21 protein-coding genes are annotated in these 25,191 nt (G+C 60.5%); 8 read left to right on the plus strand and 13 right to left on the minus strand.

Annotated elements, in window-relative coordinates; all coding sequences use genetic code 11:
* Positions 1 to 13: 13 nt before the first annotated feature.
* Complete coding sequence (ppnN, locus tag V6F78_RS02185; RefSeq protein ID WP_314398525.1) at positions 14 to 1,387, minus strand: nucleotide 5'-monophosphate nucleosidase PpnN; 1,374 nt, start codon at positions 1,385 to 1,387, stop codon at positions 14 to 16.
* Between the two features lie 284 nt (positions 1,388 to 1,671).
* Here ppnN and V6F78_RS02190 point away from each other — a divergent pair, with 284 nt between their 5' ends.
* Both V6F78_RS02190 and V6F78_RS02195 read left to right on the plus strand, forming a co-directional pair.
* Positions 1,672 to 1,992: a YbjQ family protein gene (locus tag V6F78_RS02190; protein WP_047274926.1), complete on the plus strand. Its 321-nt coding sequence runs from the start codon at positions 1,672 to 1,674 to the stop codon at positions 1,990 to 1,992.
* 63 nt (positions 1,993 to 2,055) lie between these two features.
* Positions 2,056 to 2,472, plus strand: coding sequence for an Ivy family c-type lysozyme inhibitor (locus V6F78_RS02195; RefSeq protein ID WP_047280344.1), 417 nt, complete (start codon positions 2,056 to 2,058; stop codon positions 2,470 to 2,472).
* A 60-nt stretch (positions 2,473 to 2,532) separates the two neighbouring features.
* Here V6F78_RS02195 and V6F78_RS02200 read toward each other — a convergent pair whose 3' ends face one another.
* On the minus strand, positions 2,533 to 3,063 hold the full coding sequence (locus tag V6F78_RS02200) for a DUF1269 domain-containing protein (protein ID WP_332726544.1): 531 nt from the start codon (positions 3,061 to 3,063) through the stop codon (positions 2,533 to 2,535).
* Between the two features lie 289 nt (positions 3,064 to 3,352).
* Entirely contained in the window at positions 3,353 to 3,547 is a 195-nt protein-coding gene (gene csrA, locus V6F78_RS02205) for a carbon storage regulator CsrA (RefSeq protein ID WP_070415077.1), read from the minus strand.
* A 252-nt stretch (positions 3,548 to 3,799) separates the two neighbouring features.
* On the opposite strand from csrA, the gene V6F78_RS02210 reads away from it, so the two are divergent.
* Positions 3,800 to 4,159 carry an SPOR domain-containing protein gene (locus V6F78_RS02210; protein ID WP_047291305.1) on the plus strand — a complete coding sequence of 120 codons (360 nt, stop codon included), beginning with the start codon at positions 3,800 to 3,802 and terminating at the stop codon, positions 4,157 to 4,159.
* Between the two features lie 105 nt (positions 4,160 to 4,264).
* Here the strand turns inward: V6F78_RS02210 and V6F78_RS02215 are convergent, their stop codons facing one another.
* From V6F78_RS02215 to V6F78_RS02225, 3 genes are read right to left on the minus strand one after another with little or no spacing between them, the layout of a single operon-like run.
* Positions 4,265 to 5,680: an efflux transporter outer membrane subunit gene (locus V6F78_RS02215; protein ID WP_094990835.1), complete on the minus strand. Its 1,416-nt coding sequence runs from the start codon at positions 5,678 to 5,680 to the stop codon at positions 4,265 to 4,267.
* Positions 5,664 to 6,830, minus strand: a complete 1,167-nt coding sequence (locus V6F78_RS02220; RefSeq protein WP_094990834.1) for an efflux RND transporter periplasmic adaptor subunit — start codon at positions 6,828 to 6,830, stop codon at positions 5,664 to 5,666. Before V6F78_RS02220 ends, V6F78_RS02215 begins: the two co-directional genes overlap by 17 nt.
* Positions 6,820 to 10,038 carry an efflux RND transporter permease subunit gene (locus V6F78_RS02225; protein WP_095008309.1) on the minus strand — a complete coding sequence of 1,073 codons (3,219 nt, stop codon included), beginning with the start codon at positions 10,036 to 10,038 and terminating at the stop codon, positions 6,820 to 6,822. The genes V6F78_RS02220 and V6F78_RS02225 overlap by 11 nt, the downstream gene beginning before the upstream one ends.
* Before the next feature lie 221 nt (positions 10,039 to 10,259).
* On the opposite strand from V6F78_RS02225, the gene V6F78_RS02230 reads away from it, so the two are divergent.
* Positions 10,260 to 10,670: a PA0061/PA0062 family lipoprotein gene (locus V6F78_RS02230; protein WP_047277244.1), complete on the plus strand. Its 411-nt coding sequence runs from the start codon at positions 10,260 to 10,262 to the stop codon at positions 10,668 to 10,670.
* Between the two features lie 24 nt (positions 10,671 to 10,694).
* Here the strand turns inward: V6F78_RS02230 and mapR are convergent, their stop codons facing one another.
* A complete protein-coding gene (gene mapR, locus V6F78_RS02235; RefSeq protein WP_047274910.1) occupies positions 10,695 to 12,104 on the minus strand; it encodes a GntR family transcriptional regulator MpaR in 1,410 nt (469 codons plus the stop codon).
* 112 nt (positions 12,105 to 12,216) lie between these two features.
* Positions 12,217 to 13,638, minus strand: coding sequence for a cytochrome c oxidase accessory protein CcoG (gene ccoG, locus V6F78_RS02240; protein WP_169839092.1), 1,422 nt, complete (start codon positions 13,636 to 13,638; stop codon positions 12,217 to 12,219).
* Positions 13,639 to 14,003: 365 nt separating this feature from the next.
* Between ccoG and V6F78_RS02245 the strand changes: the two genes are divergently transcribed.
* A complete protein-coding gene (locus tag V6F78_RS02245) occupies positions 14,004 to 14,546 on the plus strand; it encodes a maltotransferase domain-containing protein (protein ID WP_047291315.1) in 543 nt (180 codons plus the stop codon).
* A 54-nt stretch (positions 14,547 to 14,600) separates the two neighbouring features.
* Here V6F78_RS02245 and V6F78_RS02250 read toward each other — a convergent pair whose 3' ends face one another.
* Together V6F78_RS02250 and V6F78_RS02255 are read right to left on the minus strand one after the other, a co-directional pair.
* The gene (locus V6F78_RS02250) at positions 14,601 to 14,840 is read right to left on the minus strand and encodes a DUF3203 family protein (protein ID WP_169859079.1); all 240 of its coding nucleotides are present in this window, start codon (positions 14,838 to 14,840) and stop codon (positions 14,601 to 14,603) included.
* A 23-nt stretch (positions 14,841 to 14,863) separates the two neighbouring features.
* Complete coding sequence (locus tag V6F78_RS02255; RefSeq protein WP_169838267.1) at positions 14,864 to 15,034, minus strand: hypothetical protein; 171 nt, start codon at positions 15,032 to 15,034, stop codon at positions 14,864 to 14,866.
* Positions 15,035 to 15,381: 347 nt separating this feature from the next.
* Between V6F78_RS02255 and V6F78_RS02260 the strand changes: the two genes are divergently transcribed.
* The 3 genes from V6F78_RS02260 to glgB are packed head-to-tail and all read left to right on the plus strand — an operon-like array spanning position 15,382 to position 23,004.
* The gene (locus V6F78_RS02260) at positions 15,382 to 17,376 is read left to right on the plus strand and encodes an alpha-1,4-glucan--maltose-1-phosphate maltosyltransferase (protein ID WP_332726547.1); all 1,995 of its coding nucleotides are present in this window, start codon (positions 15,382 to 15,384) and stop codon (positions 17,374 to 17,376) included.
* Between the two features lie 58 nt (positions 17,377 to 17,434).
* On the plus strand, positions 17,435 to 20,782 hold the full coding sequence (gene treS / locus V6F78_RS02265) for a maltose alpha-D-glucosyltransferase (protein WP_332726548.1): 3,348 nt from the start codon (positions 17,435 to 17,437) through the stop codon (positions 20,780 to 20,782).
* Positions 20,779 to 23,004 carry a 1,4-alpha-glucan branching protein GlgB gene (gene glgB / locus V6F78_RS02270; RefSeq protein ID WP_332726549.1) on the plus strand — a complete coding sequence of 742 codons (2,226 nt, stop codon included), beginning with the start codon at positions 20,779 to 20,781 and terminating at the stop codon, positions 23,002 to 23,004. Before treS ends, glgB begins: the two co-directional genes overlap by 4 nt.
* A 13-nt stretch (positions 23,005 to 23,017) precedes the next feature.
* Here the strand turns inward: glgB and V6F78_RS02275 are convergent, their stop codons facing one another.
* The 3 genes from V6F78_RS02275 to V6F78_RS02285 form a co-directional block, all read right to left on the minus strand.
* Complete coding sequence (locus V6F78_RS02275; protein WP_332726550.1) at positions 23,018 to 23,818, minus strand: endonuclease/exonuclease/phosphatase family protein; 801 nt, start codon at positions 23,816 to 23,818, stop codon at positions 23,018 to 23,020.
* Positions 23,819 to 23,892: 74 nt separating this feature from the next.
* The gene (locus V6F78_RS02280) at positions 23,893 to 24,594 is read right to left on the minus strand and encodes a glycosyltransferase (RefSeq protein WP_047291322.1); all 702 of its coding nucleotides are present in this window, start codon (positions 24,592 to 24,594) and stop codon (positions 23,893 to 23,895) included.
* Positions 24,591 to 25,190 (minus strand): class I SAM-dependent methyltransferase, encoded by a 600-nt coding sequence (locus V6F78_RS02285; protein WP_047291323.1) that lies wholly within the window; start codon positions 25,188 to 25,190, stop codon positions 24,591 to 24,593. The genes V6F78_RS02280 and V6F78_RS02285 overlap by 4 nt, the downstream gene beginning before the upstream one ends.
* Position 25,191 lies beyond the last annotated feature (1 nt).

Raw genomic sequence — 25,191 nt, forward strand, 5'->3', positions numbered from 1 at the left:
TGACGCTGCGCGGTTAGCTCACCACGCGATAGCAGGGCACATACGCTGCGCCACCGGGGAGTTTCATGCGGTGTTGCTCGACAAAGGCCTGCAGCAATTTGTCCAGGGGCTTCATCACGGCCGCATCGCCATGGATCTCATAAGGGCCATGTTGCTCAATCAGATGAATGCCTTTTTCTTTCACGTTACCGGCCACAATGCCTGAAAAAGCCTGTCGCAAATTGATAGCCAATTCATGGGGTGGCACGTCCTTGCGCAATTGCAGGCTGGCCATGTTGGCATGGGTCGGATCGAACGGCCGCTGAAAACCCTCATCAATCTTTAAGAGCCAGTTGAAGTGGAACGCGTCATTGCGTTCGCGCCGGAACTGTTTGACCTCTTTAAGCCCGGCTGTCATCTGGCGCGCCACTTCGGGCGGGTTATCGATGATGATCTGGTAGTGCTTTTGCGCCGCGTCGCCCAGGGTCGCGCCCACGAACTCGTGGAGCTGTTGCAGGTAGGGCTCAGCTTCTTTGGGGCCGGTCAGAATGACCGGAAACGGCACATCGCTGTTGTCGGGATGCATCAAAATCCCGAGCAAATACAGGAACTCTTCTGCCGTGCCTGCACCGCCCGGGAAGATGATGATGCCGTGGCCTACGCGTACAAAAGCTTCAAGGCGCTTTTCGATGTCAGGCAAAATCACCAGTTCATTGACGATCGGGTTGGGCGCTTCGGCCGCAATGATCCCGGGTTCGGTCAGCCCCAGATAGCGTCCGCCCGACAAGCGTTGCTTGGCGTGGGAAATCGTGGCCCCTTTCATTGGGCCTTTCATGACGCCGGGACCACAGCCAGTGCAGATGTCCAGCAGCCGCAGGCCCAATTCATGGCCGACTTTCTTGGTGTATTTGTATTCTTCGGTGTTGATCGAGTGACCGCCCCAGCACACCACGATTTTGGGTTCAACACCTGGGCGTAAAGTGCGCGCGTTGCGCAGCAGGTGGAACACGTAGTCGGTGATACCGGCCGAGGTGCTCAGGTCCATGCGCGGGCTGTCGAGTCCGCTTTGGGTGTACACGATGTCGCGCAGGGCGCTGAACAGCATTTCACGCGTGCTGGCGATCATTTCGCCATCCACAAAGGCATCAGCCGGAGCGTTCAGCAGCTCAAGGCGAACCCCACGGTCTTGCTGATGAATACGCACTTCGAAGTCTTTGTACGCTTCAAGGATGGTTTTGGCATTGTCGACATGAGCACCGGTGTTGAGGATGGCCAGCACACATTGGCGGAACAGGGTGTAACTGGTGCCTGAGCCGACTTCACTCAGTTGCTGCACTTCACGTTGCGATAACGTCTCCAGGCTGCCTTTGGGGCTGACTGAAGCATTGATGACGTGTCTTTGGACCATTGAGAACTTCCTTGAGCGGGTCAAAAAATTGCCTGACGCAGTTTTACATGCATACCTGCCGAGTGTATCTACGCCACAAAAAGTCCCGATTGTCGTGGCGCTGGATGTCTGTTCATTGTTGATGCCGGTTGTTTCGCGGCTGGCCTCTACAGTAACACCGCTTGCTCATAAGACCAGCGCACCGCAGACGTTGATGATCAAGTCGGTCGGGCCTGCTTTGTCTGAGGTAACCTGTGCCTCAATGAGGGAAGGTGCAAGACCTCACCTCGCATAAGGAAGGGTTAATGATCATCACCACAACCAATAGCATCGAAGGGCGCCAGATCACGGAGTACCTGGGGGTCGTCAGTGCAGAGTCGGTACACGGTATCAACGTCGTGCGGGATTTCTTCACCGGCATGCGGGATTTTTTCGGTGGGCGTTCTCAGACGCTGGAGCGCGCGTTGAAAGAAGCGCGGGCAGAAGTTACGGATGAAATCCGCGAGCGTGCGGGTGTGCTGCGCGCCGATGCAATTGTGGGGCTGAATTTTGAAATCAGCATGCCGTCAGGTCGCGGTGGCATGCTGGTGGTATTCGCCACCGGCACGGCCGTGCGCTTGAGCTGAAACTGCGCTAAACCTGTGGCAGTTGTCAGACCGTCAGTTTTGGGAAATAGAAGGAGCGTTTCGATGACAGGATTTTTAAAGCGTGCGTTGATGGGGTGGGTCGTGGCGGGTGTCGCAACGGGAGTGGCTGCCGAAAGTCGGCTACCTGAGCTGACGACTCAAGCACCGTATAAACAAGCGTATGCGGCCATGCTGGCTTACCCGGATTGGGTGAAAACCGGTCAGGGCACTGCGGCTCCTGTTGAAAAAGTGGTCATGGACGGTAAAACCTGGACCGTCGGCCAGATGTGCAAACCCCACGATTGTGCAGCCAATCAGTTGAATGTGGTGTTTAGTCCCGATGGCAAACAGGCGTGGGGGCTACTGTCCGTTCGCGCCGAGAATGCCGAAACATTTGATCAGCAATTTTTGGGCATGCCGGATGACGCCATTAAACAGCTGCTCAACAAATCCTTTGCGGACAATAACCCTACCGATTGAGATCGGCTCAAACCGTTCGACCGCCCTTGAGGCGGTCGAACGAGCGGCAACGGGTGGCTTTTACGCTTTCGTCAGGCTGGTTTGAGAGAGTGCTGCCTGAAGTTTTTCTTCTTGCTCGGGGGAAAGCGAGGTGCGCAACACTTTGCCCTTGAAGTTTGAATCTTCAAGTTCCTTCAACACTTTCTCGGGCTGGAACTTACGCAACAGCACGAACAGGGCCGAAGAGTTGTTGGGAATGGTTTCGCTCAGCGACTTGATGAAATCGTCATCGATGCCGTAATCGCTCAACGACCCCGAGAGCGCGCCAGTGCCCGCACCGAGCGCGCCGCCGATGGCAAAACCGGCCAGCGGGTTGAGAAACAGCAGCCCGACCAGAGCGCCCCACAGGCCGCCTGTGACCAAGCCGGAGGTCGCGCCGAGGGCGGTGAGGTTCACATTCTGTTTGATGTGCACCTTGCCTTCATTGTTACGAACAACAATGACCGCATCTTCCAGCTCCACCAGATGCTCTTTGCTCAATGACACCATTTTGGTCAAGGCGCGGTCAGCTTTTTCAGTATCGTCAAATCCCACTACGATCAAATCAGACATGTCTTTCATTCCTTGACTGTGCAGTTCCAGCCCGCAACGGGCTGAATGAAGAAGTAGGTTTCAAAGTGTGATGACACCTTTGACGCCGAGTTGCGCAGCACGGTAGCGGTTGAGAAGCGGCTGCGAGCAATGAGCGTGGTCGCAGACCTTGAAACCGTCAAGTCGATACCCGGTTCGGGTTGTCGCACCAGGGAGCAGAAGGGAAAACAGCGCAGATGGGAATAGAAAGGAAGAGGAGGGCTGGCTGAGCAGCCCTGACACTTACTCCAAGGGCTGATACCTCGGAGATTTAGTGCTGATCGTTTTTGTCCGAAGCAGTCAGGCCAGCCTGGATGCGCTGGTAAATTTCTTCACGGTGTACGGCTACATCTTTGGGTGCGTTGATGCCAATTCTGACCTGTTGGCCGCTGACACCTAAAATAGTGATCGTAATATCGTCACCGATGTTTATGCTTTCACCAACTTTGCGGGTGAGTATCAGCATTTTTTTCTCCTTGATGGCTTTGTATGGCACGTCTCTGAGACGGTGCGGCTTCGGTCATGGCTACAGAATACTGCTAACTGCATATAAATGCGCCGCTCATTACAGACGTCATAGCCAGAGTGGCAATTCCCTGTACGAGGAAAGCTCTCGCCTATGTGTCTTAGATAAGGGCGTATCGGATTTGTTCAAGGAGAGCAAAGGCCGCTGCCCCAGTGATAAAATCGACCCACTCAAAAAGATAGGGGAAACGCAGTGCGTAAAGTCATCATGATGACAGCAATATTGGCCCTGACGGCTTGCGGTCAGGAGTCTAACGATAAAATTCAACGGGCTAAAGCAGCTTCTGACACATCGACTGTTCAAGCGCCGGTGGCTCGCTGGGCGGTAGAGGTCAAACTGGGCGAGACTCAAGCGCTCAGTGATTTGACGGCAAGGCTGCTGGAACATGGTTATAGCTCTTATATTTCGGAAATTGACGGTGTTCAACGCGTGCTGCTCGGCCCCTTCACTAGCCGCGACGAAGCGCAGGCGATGTTGAACCGCTTGATAACCCAACTCGACAACCTGCAAGCCCGGATCATTGAGTTGCCTGTCGACAAGCCCGCCCACTAAGCGGTCACGGTGCCGTTTTGCTTCCTAAGCGTAGCGGCAACCGGCGCAGGCGCAGGCTTTGAGCCATTATTTTTTTGCACCCTGAGCGTGCGCCGGTGGTGTTTATCACTGAGCACGCCAGCCGCCCCCTAACGACGTCAACAACGCCACGCTGGCCTGCAACTGGCGAGTGCGCAGAGCCTGCACCTGACGTTGCGCCTGCAAGGCGGCGGTTTGCGCAGTGACCACTTCCAGATAACTTACCGCTCCCGCTTCATAGCTGCGGGTGGCCAGCGTCTGGGTGTTGTGCGCCGCATTGGCGGCGGCCTGCTCGTCCAGCCGCTGCTGGCGCAGGTCGCGCAACTGCGCAAGGTTGTCTTCAACTTCCCGCACAGCATGCAGGACCGTGCTGCGGTACGACGCGCTGGCCTTTTCAAATTCGGCCTTGGCCTGACGCGCCTGCGCATTCAGTCGGCCGCCGTCAAAAATGGGCAAGTTGACCAGCGGCCCCAGTGCCCAGAATCGGTTGCCCGCCGCCAACAGGTTGCCTGCCCCCCCGGTTTGCCCACCGATTAATCCGCTCAGGCTAAAGTCGGGATACCAAGCCGCTTTCGCCACCCCGATCTGTGCATTGGCAGCAAACACCCTGCGCTCCGCCGCTGCGATGTCGGGGCGGCGTTGCAACAGGGCGCCGGGCAGCGTGTCGGGTTGCTCCGGCGGGGACAGCGTTTGTTCGCGGGCGGCCAGTTCAAACGTGCTGGCGGGTTCGCCCACCAGTTCGCCAATGGCATGCTCAGTCAAGTTGCGCTGCCCGCGCACCTCATCCAGTTGCGCCTGGGCTTGGGCCAGTTGGGTCTGGGCGCGGGTCAGGTCGACTTCAGAGGCAATCTGGCCCAGATAACGGGCGCGGGTCAGTTGCAGGGCCTGGCTGTAATCCTGCAGCGAGCGGGACACAATGCGCTGCTGCGCATCCAGACCGTCGAGCTGCACATACAAACAGGTCAATTGCCGTTGCAAACTCAAGCGAGCGACCGCCAGATCATCGGCTGACGCCTGCGCCTGTGCATCACCGGCTGCCACCTGATTGCGAATTTTGCCCCACAGGTCGAGGTCGAGATTCAGCGCGAAGCCTGCTGTATTGCTGTTGTACACCGACGGTTGTGTCGTACCGCGTAACGGGCGGCTATCTGATTGACGTTCGCGCAGCGGCTGGGCGCTGGCTGTCAATTGCGGGAACAGACCGGCATGCAACTGGCTGGCATACGCTTGGGCCGCATCAACATGCGCCAGCGCCGCCGCCAGATCGGGGTTGGCGTCCAGTAAGTGTTGTTGCAGAGCGTTGAGGCGTGCGTCCTGATACACCCACCACCAATGCGCCGAGTGTTGATCCGCGGGGTGCGCAGGATGCCAGGCACCAGCATCGGCCTGTTCACGATAATGCGTGGGCAATGCGAGCTGTGGCACGGTGTAGGCGGGGGCCAATGAACAGCCCTGCAACGCCAGGACCCACAGCCATAGTGCAGACTTAAGCCTTGGCAGCATGGGACGCTCCCTGGTTCGCGAGCCGTACGGCATCACCGTCGCGCAAGGCGTCGGGCGGGTTGTCGATGACGGTATCAGCAGTCTTTAGCCCTTGATCGACCACCAGCCGATCACCCAGGTCCAACCCGATATGGATGGTCTGCAAGTGCACATGCTGCGATGCATCCAGCAGCGCCACTTGGGTACCTTGGGCGCGAAAAATCAGCGCGCTGGCGGGAATGCTGACCCCATGGGTGTCAGGCGCCACCGCCAACACGGCTTCGGCATAGTCGCCAGGCATCAGCGCATCGTTGAGATTGGAGACCACAAATTGGGCCATCAGCGTGCCCGAGCGCGGGTCAACCGAGGTTGAGTTACCCATCAGGCGAGCGCTGAAGGTTTGCCCCGGATGCTCCGGCACCGAGAGTTGAGCGTGCATACCGGGGCGCACCACGCTGGCGTAGTTTTGGGGCACTGGCACATACAGGCGCAGCTGGTGGGTATCCGCGATGTCAAACAGCTCGGTGTCGCTGTCCGTATCGGCCTTGATCAACTGGCCAATGTCCGTATGGCGCGCAGTGATGGTCCCGGCGAAAGGCGCGCGAATGGTTTTGTAGGCTTCCAGTGAGCAAAGCCGTGCGAAATCAGCCTCGGCCGCTTGCGCATTGGCATGCGCGGCGGCCGCATTCGATTGCTTCTCGTCGGCTTCCTGACGTGACACCGAATGCGACGCCAGCAGGTGTTGCCAGCGCGAGGCCGTGGTCGCCGCCAGCTTTGCATTGGCCTGCGCTTGCAGCATCCGGGCGCGGGTTTGTGCCAGTTGCTGGTCCAGATCGGGGCTGTCGATCAACGCCAGCACCTGACCCGCTTGCACCTTGCTGCCGATATCGCTTTGCCAGCTCTTGAGGTAGCCGTTCACCCGCGCCTGTATGGGCGCTTTGCTCCAGGCCTCAAGGTGGGCTGGCAAGCGCAAGGTGTCGCCCCCGGCGTTTTGCCGGGGCTGGAACACGCTCACCACCGGCAAGGCAGCCGCTTGCGTCCACTGGCTGACCGCCTGCTCATGCCGGCTGCGGCTCGCCAGTCCGTTGGCCACCAGCAGGGCGGCCAGCGTCAGGCCGCCGATGCCCAGGTACATCAAGCGCGTGTGCGAAGGTGTTTGATCAGACGACATGGGGCGTTTCTCCAGCAGCGCGAGTGTCTTTTTGCCCGTGCACCAAGCTAAACACCACGGGCACGAATAACAGGGTGGCAACGGTGGCCAGCATCAGGCCGCCAATCACGGCGCGGCCCAGCGGGGCGTTTTGTTCTTGCGAGAGCGCCAGCGGCAGCATCCCGAACATCATCGCCAGCGCCGTCATGCAGACCGGTCGGAATCGGCTGTAGCCCGCTTCCAGCGCGGCCTTCAGCGCGTCACCATGCTCAGCCAGGCGTTCGCGGCAAAAACTCACCACCAGAATCGAGTTGGCGGTCGCCACGCCCATGCACAAGATGGCGCCGGTCAGGGCTGGCACCGACAACGAGGTGCCGCTGAGGAACAGCATCCACACGATCCCGGCCAAGGCTGCGGGCAGGGCGGTGATGATGACGAACGGGTCCAGCCAGGACTGGAAGTTGACGACGATCAGCAGATAAATCAGGACCACGGCCCCCAGCAAGCCCACGCCGAGGCCGCTAAAGGCTTCGTGCAAGGCGTCGATTTGCCCGTGCAGGCTGACGATCGCGCCTTTGGGCCGCAGGTCGGCGGCGCTATCAATCACCTGTTGCACGTCGGCGGCCACGGCGCCCAAATCGCGCCCCTGAATGTTGGCGTATAGGTCGAGGGTCGGCTGGATGTTGTAGTGCGTGACCACGGCCGGGCTGTGTACGCGGCGCAGGGTGGCGAGCCCGCCGAGGATGTGCGACTGGCCGTTACTGCCCGTCACCGGCAAGGCTTCCAGGGCGGGCAGGCTGTCCAGCCGGTATTGCGGTGTGGCCGCGACCACCCCGTACGACACGCCATTTTGCGGGTTGAGCCAGAAGGTCGGCGCCACCTGCGAACTGCCCGCCAGGGACGCCACCATGCTGTTGGTCACATCACGCTCGGTAATGCCCAGCCCGCTGGCACGCTGACGGTCGACATCCACCTGCAATGACGGGTAACCCACCGACTGCTGAATGCGCAGGTCGGCAATGCCCGGCACCTGCTGTAAACGGCGCTGCAATTGCAGGGCATAGGCGCGATTGGCAGCGTCATCACGTCCGGAAATCTTCACGTCCAGCGGCGCGGGCGCACCGAAGTTGAGAATCTGGCTACTGATGTCGGCGGGCATGAACGCAAATTGGCTGCCGGGGAAGCTGTCGGGCAGTACTTCGCGCAACTTTTTCACGTACGCGGCCGTCGGCCCATGATCGGCCGTGAGCGTGACCTGAATATCGCCGTCCTGCGGCCCGATAGTGCCGCTGCTGCTGTAGGCCATGTCGATCCCGCTTAATGGAATACCAATGTTGTCGACGATGCTGTCCACTTGATCGGCCGGGATCACCTCGCGGATGCGCGACTCAATGCGGTCGAATGCTGCGGCACTTTCCTCAATGCGCGTGCCCAACGGCAAGCGCACGTGCAACGCCAGGGCGCCAGCATCGGTAGTCGGGAAGAAGTCTTGCCCAAGGCTGGGCAACAACGCGAACGAGGCCAGTACACACCCCATAAACACCAGCAGGAACCGCTTGCGCCACGCCAGCGCCAGTGTCAGCAACCCGTAGTAACCGTCGCGCACGGTAGAAAAACGACGCTCGAACCCTTGCTGAAAGCGCAGCAGCGCCCGGACCGGCGGCGAGTGTGGCTGTTTGGGCTGTACGCCTTCGTGGTGATTGAGGTAGCTGTTTTCCGGGTGATGGCCGACGCCTTGCTCAGGCACATGGGGCTTGAGCAAAAACATCGCCAGCGTCGGCACCAGTGTGCGCGACAGCAGAAAGGAACTGCCCATGGCGAACATCACGGCCAGCGCCATCGGGCGGAACAGGTAGCCGGCAATGCCTTGCAACATAAACATCGGCACGAACACGATGCAAATGCACAACAGCGAGACAAACGCCGGGCCGACGATCTGTCTGGCGCCATCCAGGATGGCCTCACGCACCGACTTGCCCTGTTCAAGGTGCCAGTTGATGTTCTCGATGGTTACCGTGGCGTCGTCCACCAGAATGCCCACCGCCAGGGCCAGTCCGCCGAGTGTCATCACGTTCAGGGTTTGCCCGCTCAGCGCCAGCAACGCAATGGCCGCCAGTACCGCCAGCGGGATCGACACCGCAATGATCAGCGTCGAACGCCAACTGCCGAGAAACAGCAGAATCATGGCGCTGGTCAGCAAGGCGGCAATCACCCCCTCCTGCGCCACGCTGCCCACCGACTGTTTAACGAACACCGAGGCGTCGCCCAGCAACGAGGTTTTCAGTGACGGCGGCAGGGTCTCATTGATGCGCGGCAGCATCGCGCGAATGCCGTCGACGATGGACAGGGTCGAAATGTTGCCGTTTTTCAACGCCGGCATCAGCACTGCGCGGTGGCCGTCCACCCGCACGATGTTGGTTTGCGGCGGCGATCCGTCACGCACGTGGGCCACTTGGCCAATGGTAATCAACGCGCCGTTCACGGTTTTGATCGGCAAGTCGTTGAGTTCGTCGATGGCCTTGGGGCTGTTGTTGAGCATCACCGTGTATTCATAGGTGCCGAGCTTGGCCGTGCCCACGGGGATGATCTGGTTTTGGGCCGCCAGTGCAGTGCCCACGTCCTGCGCCGACAAGCCCTTGGCGGCCAGCGCTTGGGGGTTGAGGTCGAGGGTAATCTGGCGCTGTTTGCCGCCCATGGGGGTGGGCATGGCCAGCCCGGGCAGGGCGCTGAGGGGCAAGCGAATGTTGTTCTGCACCAGGTCGCGGATGTGCGCTTCTGACAGCGTAGGGCTGGAGAACGCCAGTTGCAGAATCGGCACGGTGGAGGCGCTGTAGTTGAGGATCAGGGGCGGGGTAATGCCGGGCGGCATTTGTTTGAGCACGGTTTGCGACACCGCGGTGACTTGGGCGTTGGCCGTACGAATGTCGACGCCGGGCTGGAAGAAAATTTTCACGATGCCCATGCCCGGCAACGATTGTGACTCGATGTGTTCGATGTCATTCACGGTGGTGCTGAGCGAGCGCTCATAGGTGTAAATGACCCGCCCCGCCATGTCGGCGGGCGCCAGCCCGGTGTATTGCCATACCACGGCAACCACCGGAATGCCGATGTCCGGGAACACGTCCGTGGGCGTACGCACGGCGGCCAGGGGGCCAATGATGCAGATGAAAATCGCCAACACCATAAATGTGTAGGGCTTGTGCAGTGCGGTCTTTACCAGCCCGAGCATGCCTGAACCTCCGGGGAGTGGAATTGCAAACCCCGGCAGTCTTGCCGCTGGAACCTAACGCGGCGCTTTCAGGCACGTGAAGGATCCTATAAGAAAGGGCTGAAAATCCCTTCATTCACCTTCATTTGGCGCTGTGCCCGAAGGCGGCCAAGCTGATGGCCTGTGTGACGGAGGCAGGTCAGCCCCGTCGTGTCCATGGTCTGTTTTCGAGGCGCGTTGCGATGATTGTCAAACCCTTGCTGTTGATTCCGGGCCTGAGCCTTGCACTGTTACTGTCGGCCTGCGCCGGTCCCATGCCCGCGCAGGACCCGAGCGAGGCCTGGATTGGCCTCAAGGAAGAGGGCACTGGCGACCTGATGGCCGAACGTGTGGATGGCAAAAACACCCGTGACGGGCGTTTTTTTGAGGTGACACCGGGCGCCCACCGACTGGACGTGACGTTGTTCGAAGGGGCCAGCGGTGATCAAAATCAGGTCGATTGCCAGGGTAACGTCAGCTACCAGGGCTTCAAGCCCGGCGGCCATTACCAACTCATCGAATCGAGCCTGGGCGCGCAGATCAGTGCCCGGCTGGTCGACGGGCAGGGCAAGGAAGTGGCCCACACGGCGGACTTCACCTGTCTGCCCGGTTAGCGTGAGGCCCCGGTGCCGGGCGCGCTAAAACGAGCGCACGATTTTGCCGAGGGTTTCCATGGCTTTTTCACAGGCTTCATCCCACGGGCTGCCGTAGTTGAGGCGGATGCAATTGCGAAACCGCTGGGTTGCCGAGAAGATCGGCCCCGGCGCGATGCTGATGCCTTGGGCCAGCGCCATCTGAAACAGCTTGAGCGAGTCCATCTGTTCGGGCAGCTCCAGCCACAGGAAGTACCCCCCTGTGGGCTGGCTGACCCGGGTTTGCGCCGGGAAGTAACGGCCAATCGCGGCCAGCATGGCGCTTTGCTGTTCTTCCAGCGCGTACCGCAATTTGCGCAGGTGACGGTCGTAACCGCCGTGTTGCAGGTAATCAGCGATGGCTGCCTGCGCGGGCATTGACGCGCACAGCGAGGTCATCAGTTTCAGGCGTTCGACTTTTTGCGCGTAGCGACCCGCCGCCACCCAGCCGATCCGGTAGCCCGGCGCCAGGCTTTTGGCAAACGAACCGCAATGCATCACCAGGCCCTCGGTATCGAAGGCTTTGGCCGGTTTAGGGGCGTGTTGGCCGTAATACAGTTCGGCGTACACGTCATCTTCGATCAACGGCACCTGATGGGTACGCAACAGGTCGACCAGTGCCTGCTTCTTGGCATCGGGCATGCTCGCGCCAATCGGGTTCTGGAAGGTGGTCATGCACCACACCGCCTTGATCGGGTGACGCTCCAGGGTGTGTGCCAGCACCCCAAGGTCAATGCCGTCGCGCGGGTGCACGGGGATTTCCACGGCCTTGAGCTTGAGTCGCTCCAGCACTTGCAGGCAGGCGTAAAACGCTGGCGCTTCAATGGCCACCAGATCACCGGGTTCGGTCACCGCTTGCAGGCACAGGTTCAAGGCTTCCAGCGCCCCGTTGGTGATCAGCAACTCCTCCATCGGCAGCATCAACCCGCCCACCATGTAACGCAGGGCAATCTGGCGCCTGAGTTGCGGGTTGCCGGGGGACATGTCGGTGACCACCATACGCGGGTCCATTTCGCGGCTGGCGGTGGCCATGGAGCGGGCCAGGCGCTGCAACGGAAATAACGTCGGACTCGGGAAGGCCGAGCCAAAGGGCACGGTGTGTGGGTCTTTGATCGAATCCAGCACTGAAAACACCAACCCGCTGACGTCCACTTCCGTGGATTCGGTGACGTGGCTGCTGAACGCCGGTTCACAAAACGGGCTGGGTGTATGGGCGTTGACGAAATACCCGGAGCGCGGCTTGGCCCGGATCAAACCGCGGCGCTCCAGCAGGTAATAGGCCTGAAACACGGTGGAGGGGCTGACGCCGTAAGTCTGGCTGGCATAGCGCACGGAAGGCACCCGTTGGCCGGGGCCGAGCACCCCGGAGCGGATCAGTTCGGCAATGTCGTCGGCAAATTTTTCGTAACGTTTCATGTGGGCAAGGCTCGGTCCGGCGTTATTCAAAAAGTTTCAGCACCGACACTCTACCTGTCGCCGCCGCGCATCGCAGCGGCAACCGGGCCGGTGTGTGATCGGCGGGTATGCCTCAGCGGTTGAGCGGCGCCACGAAACGGCTGTCAGCCACACCGCGCACGCTGGGCTGATCGGTGTCCGTGACCACGAACGTGATGATCTGCGAGCTGCTGGTCGGGCGATCGGCCAGCAGGGCAACCGAGACCGGCAGGTCGGTGATTTCGCCGGGTGCCAGGGTCAACTCGGTTTTACCTTGCAACTGGTAACCGTCGCCGTCCTTGAGCGATACGCGATAGTGCTGGGTGTCCTGGGTTTTGTTGATGATTTTCAGGCTGTAGATGTTTTCGATCTGGCCCTGGCTGTTCTCACGGAACAAACCGCGGTCTTTGATCACATCCAGTGACACCATGCTGCGCTGGTTCAACGCCACCACCAGAGCACCGATCATGACCACCAGCACCACCGCATAGCCAATCAGGCGCGGGCGCAGCAGGTGGGTCTTGCCACCCTGCAATTCGTGTTCGGAGGTGTAGCGCACCAGCCCGCGGGCATAGCCCATTTTGTCCATTACTGAATCACAGGCATCGATACAGGCCGCACAGCCGATGCATTCCATCTGCAAGCCGTCGCGAATGTCGATACCGGTCGGACACACCTGCACACACATGTGGCAATCGATGCAATCGCCCAGCCCGGCCTGTTTGGGGTCGGTCCCGCGTTTGCGCGGTCCACGGGATTCGCCACGGGCCACGTCATAAGAAATGGCCAGCGTGTCCTTGTCGAACATCACGCTCTGGAACCGCGCATACGGGCACATGTGCATGCACACGGCTTCACGCAGCCAGCCGGCGTTGATGTAGGTGGCGCCGGTGAAGAACAGCACCCAGAACAGACTGACGCCGGCCATTTCCAGGGTCAGCAGTTCTGTGGCCAGCGGCCGAATGGGTGTGAAATAGCCGACAAACGTCAATGCCGTCATCACGCTGATCGCCAGCCACAGCGAATGTTTGGCGGTACGGCGCACGACTTTTTTGATGCCCCAGGGCGCCGCCTTGAGCTTGATGCGCTGGTTACGGTCGCCTTCGGTGACCTTTTCGCACCACATGAATAACCAGGTCCAGGTGCTTTGCGGGCAGGTGTAGCCACACCACACGCGTCCTGCAAACACAGTAATAGTGAACAAACCGAACGCGGCGATGATCAATAGCCCTGACAACAGGATGAAGTCCTGAGGCCAGAAGGTGGCGCCAAAGATGTGGAACTTGCTTTCGGACAGGTCCCACAAGACGGCCTGGCGGCCGTCCCAACTGAGCCAGACAGTGCCGAAGAACAGCAGAAACAGAAACCCGGCGCCGATTAATCGCAGCGTACGGAACAGGCCAGAAAAACTGCGGGTATGGATCGCGTTATCGCTGGACGGGCTTTTGGGTTTTGCGGCTCGAGGTCGAGAAGCCTCAAATGATTCAAGAATCTGGACGGGAATGTGTTCGCTCATGGTCTTCGCTCATCAGCCTCCATCAGGCCGGAGCACTATGCCGGGGGAACTGATTGCATAACAGGCTCAGCTATCTGTTTTAAAACCGTATCAGTTGGTGTATCTGGTGTGCCTGCGACAACCTGCTGCACCCCGTGACAACAAGTGATTTATGGGCTCGCGGCTTGTAACTCAATGTGAGTTCAATGAAGCTGACCGGGATCAAAGAAATTGCGACTCACTTGGCAATCCAGCTCCAGGTGTCAAGCGGGTGAGTCGGCACTAACGCGTGTGATTTGGGAGTCAACTTAATGGCAGCTGGGGCGATATTTGAACCAGGTTCAGAGTCAGATGGAGTCAGAAGCGGCCTGGAGCTGCCGCAGATCGTGATCGAAAACACCATGCCGGTCATCAATTTCGGCCAGAAACCGGCCAAGGCGGTGGCCGGCCAATTATTCAAAGTCACGAGTCATGTGTATTGCCTCACGTCCGGGCCACTGGCAGTGATCGTGCGCTGGCGGCAGGTCGACAGCAGTGATGGCGACAGCCTGCACTTGCATACCCTGGGCGATCGCGTGTGGAACGGCCAAATCCTGATCGATCAACCGGGGCCCCATGTGTTTTGCATCGACGCGTGGATCGACAGCTATGGCGGTTATTGCCTGGCGCTGGAAAAAGCGCTCCAGACAGGCGCGCCGCTGCAATCACTGATCGATACCGGGCTAGCGCATATCGTGCAGGCGCTCGGACGGTGTGATGAGGAGCGACAACACCCGTTAAAGGCGCTGCACTACCACGTGAGGCGTTTGTCGCCGCCTGAGCAAGTGGCCTGTTTGATGAATGAACGCACCAAAGGCTTGATGCGTGATGCCCAGCCGCGTACCTGCTTGACCCTCAGCCCTGAATACCCGCTGTACGTGGTGCGTTGACAGCTGCGGTGAGCACCGGGGTCACGGTGCTCACCGTGCAGGCCAAGGTAGGGTTCAGATCGGTGAACCTTTGCTGGTGGCGTGTCGCATGGTCCGTTGATCCACCGCGCCTGCGCCGACCAAGGTTTCTGCCTCTTCCTCGGTAATGGCGATGCGTGCGTGGCCCACCCGTGCTTCGGATATGCCTGAGGGGTTGTTGTTCATGACGATGATCTTGGGTAACTGCACCTGTAACTCGCCTTCACTGCGTGAAAAGACGCAGATGCCGCGATTTCGATCGATGACAAAGCTCATGGTGGCTCTCCTTAATCTGTCTCTTAAGCGGCGGGGTTGCCCTTGATGGGCGGCATCTCGCTGGGTGGGTCGCCCACCGGCTTTGGATCGGCCAGCGGTGGGTCCTGTTCAGGAACCGGTGGCGGGTCAGAGGGCGGGATCACCGGATCGTCAATGTTCGGGTCCGGCGTGTGCGCAGGAATCGGAATACTCATCAGTAGGCCTCGTGGCTTTTTCAACGGCGGATAAACGTCAGGTCGTCAAGGGGTTGACCGGTGACCTGCGCAAAACACTCCCGCCACACGACCAACGGAGCCTTTTAAAACAGTCTGAACTTTTAAAGCGGATGCTCTCTCCCAAGCTAGGGTCTGTTCCTGTTTCAGGGCAAGCCGCGTCGTTGGCTACCCGTGACATGCGACCCGAAGGGACGAACGCCTACGTAACGCCGGGCGGCGTTGCTCCAGGCGGATTGTGAACAGACCCCTAGATGCCCGGTGTCAATGCCGGAAAATGCTTTGAAACGACACACGTTAGCGTCCATGGGCGTGAGGAGTGATGCTCGATGACTGCTGATTTCCAGGATTCAGATTCAACCGCTGTATTGCCTCTGTCCCATGCGCTGCTGCTGCCGCGTATTGCCATCGAAAGCACCTCCCCGGTGCTGGAAAACGGCCAGTTTGCCGTCAAGGCAACCCAAGGGCGGACGGTGGACGTCACCAGCAAGGTCTTCACCGATGGCCACGATCAACTGGCCGTAATGCTGCATTGGCGCCGTGCCGAGCAGCAAGAATGGTCCACCGCGGCCATGACGTTCGTGGGCAATGATGGCTGGGCGGGGCAGTTCGAGGTGCCGTTGCAGGGACGCTATGAGTTCTGCATCGAAGCCTGGATCGATCGCTTTGCCAGCTTTTGCCACGAGCTGGAGAAAAAACACCAGGCCGGGGTGCCGGTGAGCCTTGAGCTGCAAGAAGGCCGCGTGCTGGTGCAACACGCCATTGAGCGCACCCAGGGTGAGCTTCAGGCGCAGTTGCAGACGCTGTTGATTCAACTGACCGGTTTGCTCGAAACCGAACAGGTGGCGCTGTTTCTCCATGAAAGCAGCGCTCACCTCATGGCGCAGGCGCAATATCACGCCTACGTCAGCCTCAGTCCTCGCTACCCGGTCGAGGTGGAACGCCCGCTCGCCGAGTTCGCCAGCTGGTACGAACTGTTCCCGCGTTCGATGACCCACGATCCCGCCCGGCACGGCACCTTTAATGACGTGATCGAGCGGCTGCCGATGATTCACGACATGGGCTTTGACGTGCTCTATTTTCCGCCGATTCACCCCATCGGCCGCCGTCATCGCAAGGGGCCCAATAACACCCTGCAAGCCGGGCCGGACGATCCCGGCAGTCCGTATGCCATCGGCAGCGAAGAAGGCGGGCACGAGGCGATTCACCCGCAGTTGGGCACCCGCGACGATTTTCGCCGTCTGGTGCAGGCCGCCGCTTCCCACGGGCTGGAGATCGCGCTGGATTTCGCTATCCAGTGCTCCCAAGACCACCCCTGGCTGACCCAGCATCCCGGCTGGTTCAACTGGCGCCCGGACGGCACGATCCGCTATGCGGAAAACCCGCCGAAAAAATACCAGGACATCGTCAACGTCGATTTCTATGCGCCGGATGCGATTCCTTCGCTGTGGCTGGCCCTGCGCGACATTGTGCTGGGCTGGGTGCAAGAAGGGGTCAAGCTGTTCCGCGTGGACAACCCTCACACCAAACCGCTGCCGTTCTGGCAATGGCTGATTGCCGACGTGCGGAGCGCGCACCCCGAGGTGATTTTTCTGGCCGAAGCCTTCACCACCCCGGCGATGATGGCGCGACTGGGCAAAGTGGGTTACTCCCAGAGCTACACCTATTTCACCTGGCGCAACACCAAGGCCGAGCTGACCCAGTACTTCACCGAGCTCAACCAAAGCCCGTTGCGCGAGTGCTTTCGGCCCAACTTCTTCGTCAACACCCCGGACATCAACCCGCGCTTTCTACAGGAGTCGGGGCGTGCGGGGTTCTTGATCCGCGCCGCGCTGGCCGCCATGGGCTCGGGGTTATGGGGCATGTATTCGGGGTTTGAGCTGTGCGAGTCCGCCGCCTTGCCGGGACGGGAGGAATACCTGGATTCCGAGAAGTACCAGATCCGCCCCCGTGACTTCACCGCGCCCGACAACATCGTGGACGAGATTGCCCAGCTCAACCGCATCCGCCGACACAACCCGGCCTTGCACACGCATCTGGGCGTGACGTTCTACAACGCCTGGAACGACAACATTCTGTATTTCGGCAAGCGCAGCGCCGATGGCAGCAACTGGGTGCTGGTGGCCATCAATCTGGACCCGCATCACGTGCAAGAGGCTCATTTTGAATTGCCTTTGTGGGAAATGGGCTTGCCCGACGATGCCGCCACCTGTGGCGAAGACTTGATGAGCGGCCATCGCTGGACCTGGTACGGCAAAACCCAATGGACGCGGCTTGATCCAGCGGTCCAGCCCTTCGGCATCTGGCGCATCAAACCTCTTTAACCGAGCCTTGAGCCGCTGCCCGGGCGGCCTCGCGCGTGCGAATCAGCAGGTATTACCCATGGCAAAGAACGTCGCAACCGCAAGTTTTATCAACGACCCGCTCTGGTACAAGGACGCGGTGATTTATCAAGTGCACGTGAAATCGTTTTTCGACTCCAACAATGATGGAATCGGCGATTTTCCGGGCCTGATCAGCAAACTCGATTACATCGCGGAGCTGGGGGTCAACACCCTGTGGCTGCTGCCGTTCTACCCATCGCCACGGCGTGACGATGGCTACGACATCGCCGATTATCGCGGCGTCCACCCGGATTACGGCACCCTGGCCGATGTGAAGCGTTTCATCGCTGAAGCTCACAAGCGCGGCCTGCGGGTCATTACCGAACTGGTGATCAACCACACCTCTGACCAACACCCCTGGTTTCAAAAGGCGCGGCACGCCAAACCCGGCTCCAAGGCCCGGGATTATTACGTGTGGTCCGACACCGACGAAAAGTACGACGGCACGCGCATCATCTTTCTCGACACCGAAAGCTCAAACTGGACGTGGGACCCCGTCGCGGGCCAATACTATTGGCACCGTTTCTACTCCCACCAACCCGACCTTAACTTCGACAACCCGCAGGTCATGAAAGAAGTGCTGGCGGTGATGCGTTACTGGCTGGACATGGGCATCGATGGCCTGCGCCTGGATGCCATTCCGTACTTGATCGAGCGCGACGGCACCAACAATGAAAACCTGCCCGAAACCCATCAGATTCTGAAACAGATCCGCGCCGAAATTGATGCGCACTACCCGGACCGCATGCTGCTGGCCGAGGCCAACCAATGGCCCGAGGACACCCAGCAGTACTTCGGTGACACCGACGGCATCAATGGCGACGAATGCCACATGGCGTTCCATTTCCCCTTGATGCCGCGCATGTACATGGCGCTGGCGCAGGAAGACCGCTTTCCGATCACCGACATCCTGCGCCAGACCCCGGAAATCCCCGCCAATTGCCAGTGGGCGATCTTTTTGCGCAACCACGATGAGCTGACGCTCGAAATGGTCACCGACAAAGAACGCGATTACCTGTGGAATTACTACGCTGCGGACCGTCGTGCGCGGATCAACCTGGGCATCAGGCGGCGCCTGGCACCCTTGATGGAACGCGACCGTCGGCGCATTGAGCTGCTCAACAGCCTGTTGCTGTCCATGCCCGGCACGCCCACCTTGTATTACGGCGATGAAATCGGCATGGGCGACAACATCTATCTGGGCGACCGTGACGGCGTGCGCACCCCCATGCAGTGGTCGATTGACCGCAATGGCGGGTTTTCCCGTGCCAACCCGGCCAGCCTGGTGCTGCCGCCGATCATGGACCCGTTGTACGGCTATCAATCCGTCAACGTCGAGGCCCAGTCCGGCGACCCGCACTCGTTGCTCAACTGGACTCGCCGGTTGCTGGCCGTGCGCAAGCAACAGCAAGCCTTCGGCCGCGGCAGCCTGAAAATGCTGTCACCGAGCAACCGCAGGGTGCTGGCCTACATTCGCGAATACACCGACAGCCAGGGTAAGAACGAAACCATCCTGTGCGTGGCCAACGTGTCGCGCAGCGCCCAGGCGGTTGAACTGGACCTCAGCGAGTACGGCGGCCGGGTGCCGGTGGAAATGCTCGGCGGCAATGCATTCCCGCCGATTGGCCAGTTGCACTTCATGCTGACGCTGGCGCCATATGGCTTCTACTGGTTCCTGCTGGCGCCGGAAAGCCAGATGCCGGGCTGGCACGCCGAGCCGGTACAAAGCCTGCCGGAGCTGGTCACGCTGGTGATCAAAAAACGCATTGAAGAAGTGCTCGAAGCGCCGACCCGCACCACCTTGGAGCGCGTCACCCTGCCTGCCTGGCTGCCCAAGCAGCGCTGGTACGGGCAAAAAGGCGCGCCTATCGAGCACGTGGAGTGGGTGTACGGCACACGCCTGGGGCAGGCCGACACGCCGATGTTGCTGACCGAAGTGCGGGTGACCGCGGGCGGTCAGCCGCGTCGCTACCAACTGCCGCTCGGGGTCGTGGGTGAAGATCAGCCCGTCAGCGCCCTGGCTCAACAATTGGTCCTGTGCCGCGCTCGACGGGTGCGTCAGGTCGGATTTATTACCGATGCGTTCAGCCTTGAACCGTTTGTGCGCACGGTGTTGAGCCACCTACACGCCGGTACGGTGCTGGACAGCGACGCAGGTCAGATCCGGTTCACCCCGACCGCGCAGTGGGCTGAACAGGGTCTGGATGAAAACAGCGAGATTCGTTACCTGTCGGCCGAGCAGTCCAACAGCTCGGTGGTGGTCGGCGGCACCCTGGTGCTCAAACTCATTCGTCAGCTCAGCACCGGCGTGCACCCGGAGCTGGAAATGGGCGCTTACCTCACGGCGGCGGGCTACCCGAATATTTCTCCGTTGCTCGGTGCCGTGGAGCGCCATGACGCCGACGGCGAAAGCACCTTGCTAATGATCGCCCAAGGCTATCTGAGCAATCAGGGCGATGCGTGGACTTGGACCCAAAACAATCTGGAGCGCGCCATACGTGACGAACTGGCGGATGCCATGTCCGAACACGATCAGCACTACAATGCCCTCGGCGAGCTGGCCGACTTTGCGGCCGTGCTGGGCCGCCGGCTGGGCGAAATGCATCAGGTGCTGGCCAGCGCGACCGACAACCCGGATTTCACGCCGCAGACCACCGGCGCGAAAGAGGTACGCCATTGGGCCACGGCCATCAGTCGGCAGGTCCACGCGGCGTTGCAGCAACTCGACGCTCACCTGTCGCAGTTGTCCGCCGAGGATCAGGCGCAGGTCAAGCACTGGCTCAAACATGAGCGCGAGATCGGCGCTTACGTCACCTCTCTGGCCGATCACACCCTTGGCGGTCCCCTGATTCGCGTGCATGGCGACTTGCACTTGGGGCAGGTGCTGGTGGTGCAGGGCGATGCGTATTTCATCGACTTTGAAGGTGAACCGGCGCGGCCCTTGCAAGAAAGACGCAGCCGTCACAGCCCGTACAAAGACCTCAGCGGGCTGCTGCGTTCGTTCGACTACGCCGCCGCCATGGCGGTGGCGCAGGTGCAACAGGCGGACCATTCGCCCGAGGCCGACCTGGCTCGCCAGCGCGTGGTCGAGCGTTACCTTGAGCAAGCGCGCGGTGCCTTGACGCAGGCGTATTCCCACGCAACAGCTAATCTGGCTTCAGGCTGGAAGGTGGAGGGTGGCCCGCAGGCTGCACTGACCCTCTTCAGCCTGGAAAAGGCGGCCTATGAAGTGATCTATGAAGCGGCCAACCGGCCTGCCTGGCTACAGGTTCCACTGCGCGGGCTGAGCGCCTTGCTCAGTCAGGTGCCAGGCATGTCCAAGCCTTTGAACGGAGAGAAACAATGAGTGCTGGCAAGGATCTGGGTAAGGCGCGTGGTGGTTTATTGCCCACTCGGCAAGACATTGAGGCGTTGATTAACGCCGAGCACCGCGATCCTTTTTCGGTGTTGGGCCCCCATGCGGACGGGCAAGGGGGGTATTACATTCGGGCGTTTTTACCCCAGGCGTTGAGCGTCAATGTGGTCGACCGCGAAACAGGCGACGTGCTTGGGCCGTTGTCGTGCCCTGACGTGCCGGGGTTGTTCGTCGGCCAGTTCGCCGAGCCGCGTGCGTACGCATTGCGTATCCAGTGGGCCGGGGGCGAGCAAACCAGCGAAGATCCCTACAGCTTCGGTCCGCTGCTGGGCGAGATGGACCTGTACCTGTTTGCTGAAGGCAATCACCGCGACCTCAGCCATTGCCTGGGCGCTCAGGTGATGAGCGTCGATGGCGTACCCGGCGTGCGCTTTGCCGTGTGGGCGCCCAATGCCCGGCGCGTGTCGGTGGTGGGCGATTTCAATATCTGGGATGGCCGCCGCCACCCGATGCGCCTGCGCCATCCGAGCGGGGTGTGGGAAATTTTTATCCCGCGTTTGCAGGCGGGTGAAGCCTACAAATACGAAATTCTGGGTGAACACGGGATTTTGCCGCTTAAGGCTGACCCCATGGCACTTGCCACACAACTGCCGCCGCAGACCGCGTCCAAAGTCGCCTCGCCGCTGGCGGTGGACTGGCAGGACCAGGACTGGATGCAGGCCCGTGGCCAGTTGCAACGCCCCGACGCGCCGTTGTCGATCTACGAACTGCACGTCGGGTCGTGGCAGTGCGAAGTGGACGAGGTGGGCGAAGTGGCCCGCCAATACACCTGGCACGAACTGGCGCAGCGGCTTATCCCTTACGTGCGCGAGATGGGCTTCACCCACATCGAGCTGATGCCGATCATGGAACACCCGTTCGGCGGCTCGTGGGGCTATCAGCCGCTGTCGCAATTCGCTCCGAGTGCGCGGTATGGCTCGCCGGATGACTTCGGCGCGTTTGTGAATGCCTGTCACGTGGCGGGTATCGGCGTGATTCTGGACTGGGTGCCGGCGCATTTCCCCAATGACGAGCACGGTCTGGCCCAGTTTGATGGCACGGCGCTGTACGAATACGCCAACCCGCTCGAAGGCTTCCACAAAGACTGGAACACCCTGATCTACAACCTGGGCCGCACCGAAGTTCACGGTTTTATGCTGGCGTCCGCGCTGCACTGGCTCAAAGATTTCCACATCGACGGGCTGCGGGTGGATGCAGTGGCCTCCATGCTGTACCGCGATTATTCGCGTCAACCCGGTGAGTGGATCCCGAACCGGCATGGCGGGCGGGAGAACCTGGAAGCCATCGACTTTTTGCGCCACCTCAACGATGTGGTGGCACTCGAAGCCCCCGGCGCGCTGATGATCGCTGAAGAGTCCACGGCCTGGCCGGGCGTCAGTCAGCGCACCGATGAAGGCGGGTTAGGGTTTTCCTACAAATGGAACATGGGCTGGATGCATGATTCGCTGCACTACATTCAGCAAGACCCGGTCTACCGCGCGCACCACCACAACGAGCTGAGCTTCGGGCTGGTGTATGCCTGGACCGAGCGCTTTATCCTGCCGATCTCCCACGACGAAGTGGTGCACGGTAAACACTCGTTGATCGACAAAATGCCCGGTGATCGCTGGCAGAAGTTTGCCAACTTGCGGGCGTACCTGAGTTTCATGTGGACCCATCCGGGCAAAAAGCTGTTGTTCATGGGCTGCGAGTTTGGCCAGTGGCGCGAGTGGAACCACGATCAGCAACTGGACTGGTACTTGCTGCAATACCCCGAACACCAAGGCGTGCAGAAACTGGTGGGTGACTTGAACCGCCTGTACCGCGATTGCCCGGCCCTGCACGACCAGGACGACGTGGCGCAGGGCTTTCAATGGCTGATCGGCGATGACGCCACTAACAGCGTGTACGCATGGTTGCGCTGGAGCAAAGACGGCCAGCCGCTGGTGGTGGTGGCCAACTTCACCCCCGTGCCGCGTCAGGGATACCGGATTGGCGTGCCATTTGCGGGCACCTGGCAAGAAGTGCTCAACAGCGACGCCGATACTTACGCGGGCTCCAACTATGGCAACGGCGCAGGCGTGGGCACTGAGCCGCTGCCCAGCCACGGGCAAACCCATTCACTGGCCCTGAACCTGCCACCGCTGGGGGTGTTGATCCTTAAACCGCAGTGACTAGCGGCAGTGACTACAAATGCACATCGACCGACAACGGCAAATGGTCCGATAGGTGAGTCCAGGGTTTGCCGTCGAGGATTTGCGGGTTGCGGCTGCGGGCGTTGCGCAGGTAAATGCGGTCCAGCCTCAGCAGGGGCCAGCGCGCCGGGTAGGTTTTCGCCAGTTTGCCGTGGTGGCGCTCGAAGGCCTCATGCAGGTCGTCTCGCTGCCTGAGCGCGGCGTTGCCTTGCTGTTTCCAGTCGTTGAAGTCCCCGGCGATGATGACCGGGTCTTCGGGCGGCAAGGATTTGAGCAGTTGGTTGAGCAACACAATCTGTAACTGGCGATGACTCTCCAGCAAGCTCAAGTGCACGCAAATCGCGTGCACCTGGTCATGGCCGGGTACATCCAGTACGCAGTGCAGCAGGCCGCGGCGTTCCGGGCCGGTGATGGAGACGTCCAGATTGCGCCACGATTTGATCGGGTATTTGGACAGCACGGCATTGCCGTGGTGGCCGTCCGGGTAAACCGCATTGCGACCGTAGGCAAAATCGTTCCACATGCTGTCGGCCAAAAACTCGTACTGCGACATGGCAGGCCATTGGTCGTAGCGCGACGCATGTTTCTCATTCTCGCCGAGCACTTCCTGCAAAAACACCAGATCGGCCCCGGTGCTGCGCACGGCGTCGCGCAGTTCCGGCAGGATGAAACGTCGATTGAAGGCGGTAAACCCCTTGTGGGTGTTGACGGTCAGCACCTTCATGCGGTGCACGGCAGGCGCTGTCAGCGGAGCAGGGGGTTCAAGGTTGTTACCGGCTATATCGAGGGTCATGGTCTCTCCTGTGCGTGGGGTCACCTGGGTTCGACGCATGCCGAGACAGACCGTTCAGGTGCGGCACTGCCTTTTTATAGCGCGTCGGGTCGCGACCCCGCTTGATGTTGGTCATGTTCGGCCACGCTAAGCAGCGACCTTAAGTAATCACCAAAGCCGCCTGCGGCGCGGCAGTCGAGCCGGGCGCTGGTGATGACTTGCGGGCGGTGGCTCCAGGCGATGGACGCGCCGCACGCCTCCAGCTGCTTGACCAGGTGCACGTCTTCGTGACACGCCAGCGGCTGGAATCCCCCGGCGCGCCGGTAGGCGTTGGCACTGAAGCCCAGGTTGGCGCCATGGATATGCCGATGGCCGTCCCGTGCTTGATAGGCCGCCTGGTAGCGGGCGCGGGCCGCCTCATCGATGGCGCTGCCCCAGTCTTCGACGGTCACCGTGCCGCACACCGCGTCTTTGCCCAACGCCAACTGCGCCACCAGCCAATCTTCGGCCACGCGGCTGTCGGCATCGGTACACGAGATCCAGCGTGCGCCGCGTTCCAACAGCCATTGCGCACCGGCGCCACGGGCGGCGCCCACGTTACGGGCATTAATCGCCAGCACGTCGACGTCGTATTGCGCCGCAATGTCGGCCGACAGGTCGTCGCAACTGTCGAGCACCACCAGCACGCGCACCGGTTCTGCCTTGAGCTGCGGATGACGGCTGGCGCAGAGCACGGCATGCAGGCAATGGGCAATCAGTGCCTGTTCGTTATGCGCGGGAATCAGCACGCCGATCATCGCAATCCCTCCAGGCTGGCTACAGACATAGGGTCGCGGCCCCACACTTCAAGGATGAAATCGTCTTCAACGTGCTGCGCCAGTCGCGGCCAGCCCAACGCGTTGTGGAGCAGGGCGTGCACCTCGTCACCGGTCAGCGTGCAGCCTTCGATGGGCGGTCGCCAGTGACAGGCCAGCAGTTGGCCGTCAGGGGCCAGGCTGAGCAGGGCCAGTTCGATCAACTCTTCCAGCGCTTTAGGGTCCAGGTAATACGCCACTTCGCTGATGACGATCAGGTCGAAGCGGCGCTCGGGCCACTGTTCAGGCACGCGGCTTTTGCGCACTTCAACGTTGGGGCAGTCGCTCAGACGCTGGCGCGCCAGTTCCACGGCCTTGGCCGAGGTGTCGCACGCCAGCAGCCAGTCGGTACGCTGCGCCAGCCCGGCGCTTAACTCGCCATTGGCGCAGCCCACCTCGAAAATCGCCGGGTAATGCTGGCGCGGCAGGCTGGCCAGGGTGATGGCGCGCTTGCGTTGTTCATACCAACGCTCGCGAAAGGCCCACGGGTCATTGTTGTGGGCGTAGAGCTGATCAAAAAAAGCAGTCGAGACACTCATG

Source organism: Pseudomonas sp. ESBL9 (assembly GCF_036668715.1).
In the GTDB taxonomy this organism is placed as follows: Bacteria; Pseudomonadota; Gammaproteobacteria; order Pseudomonadales; family Pseudomonadaceae; genus Aquipseudomonas; species Aquipseudomonas lundensis.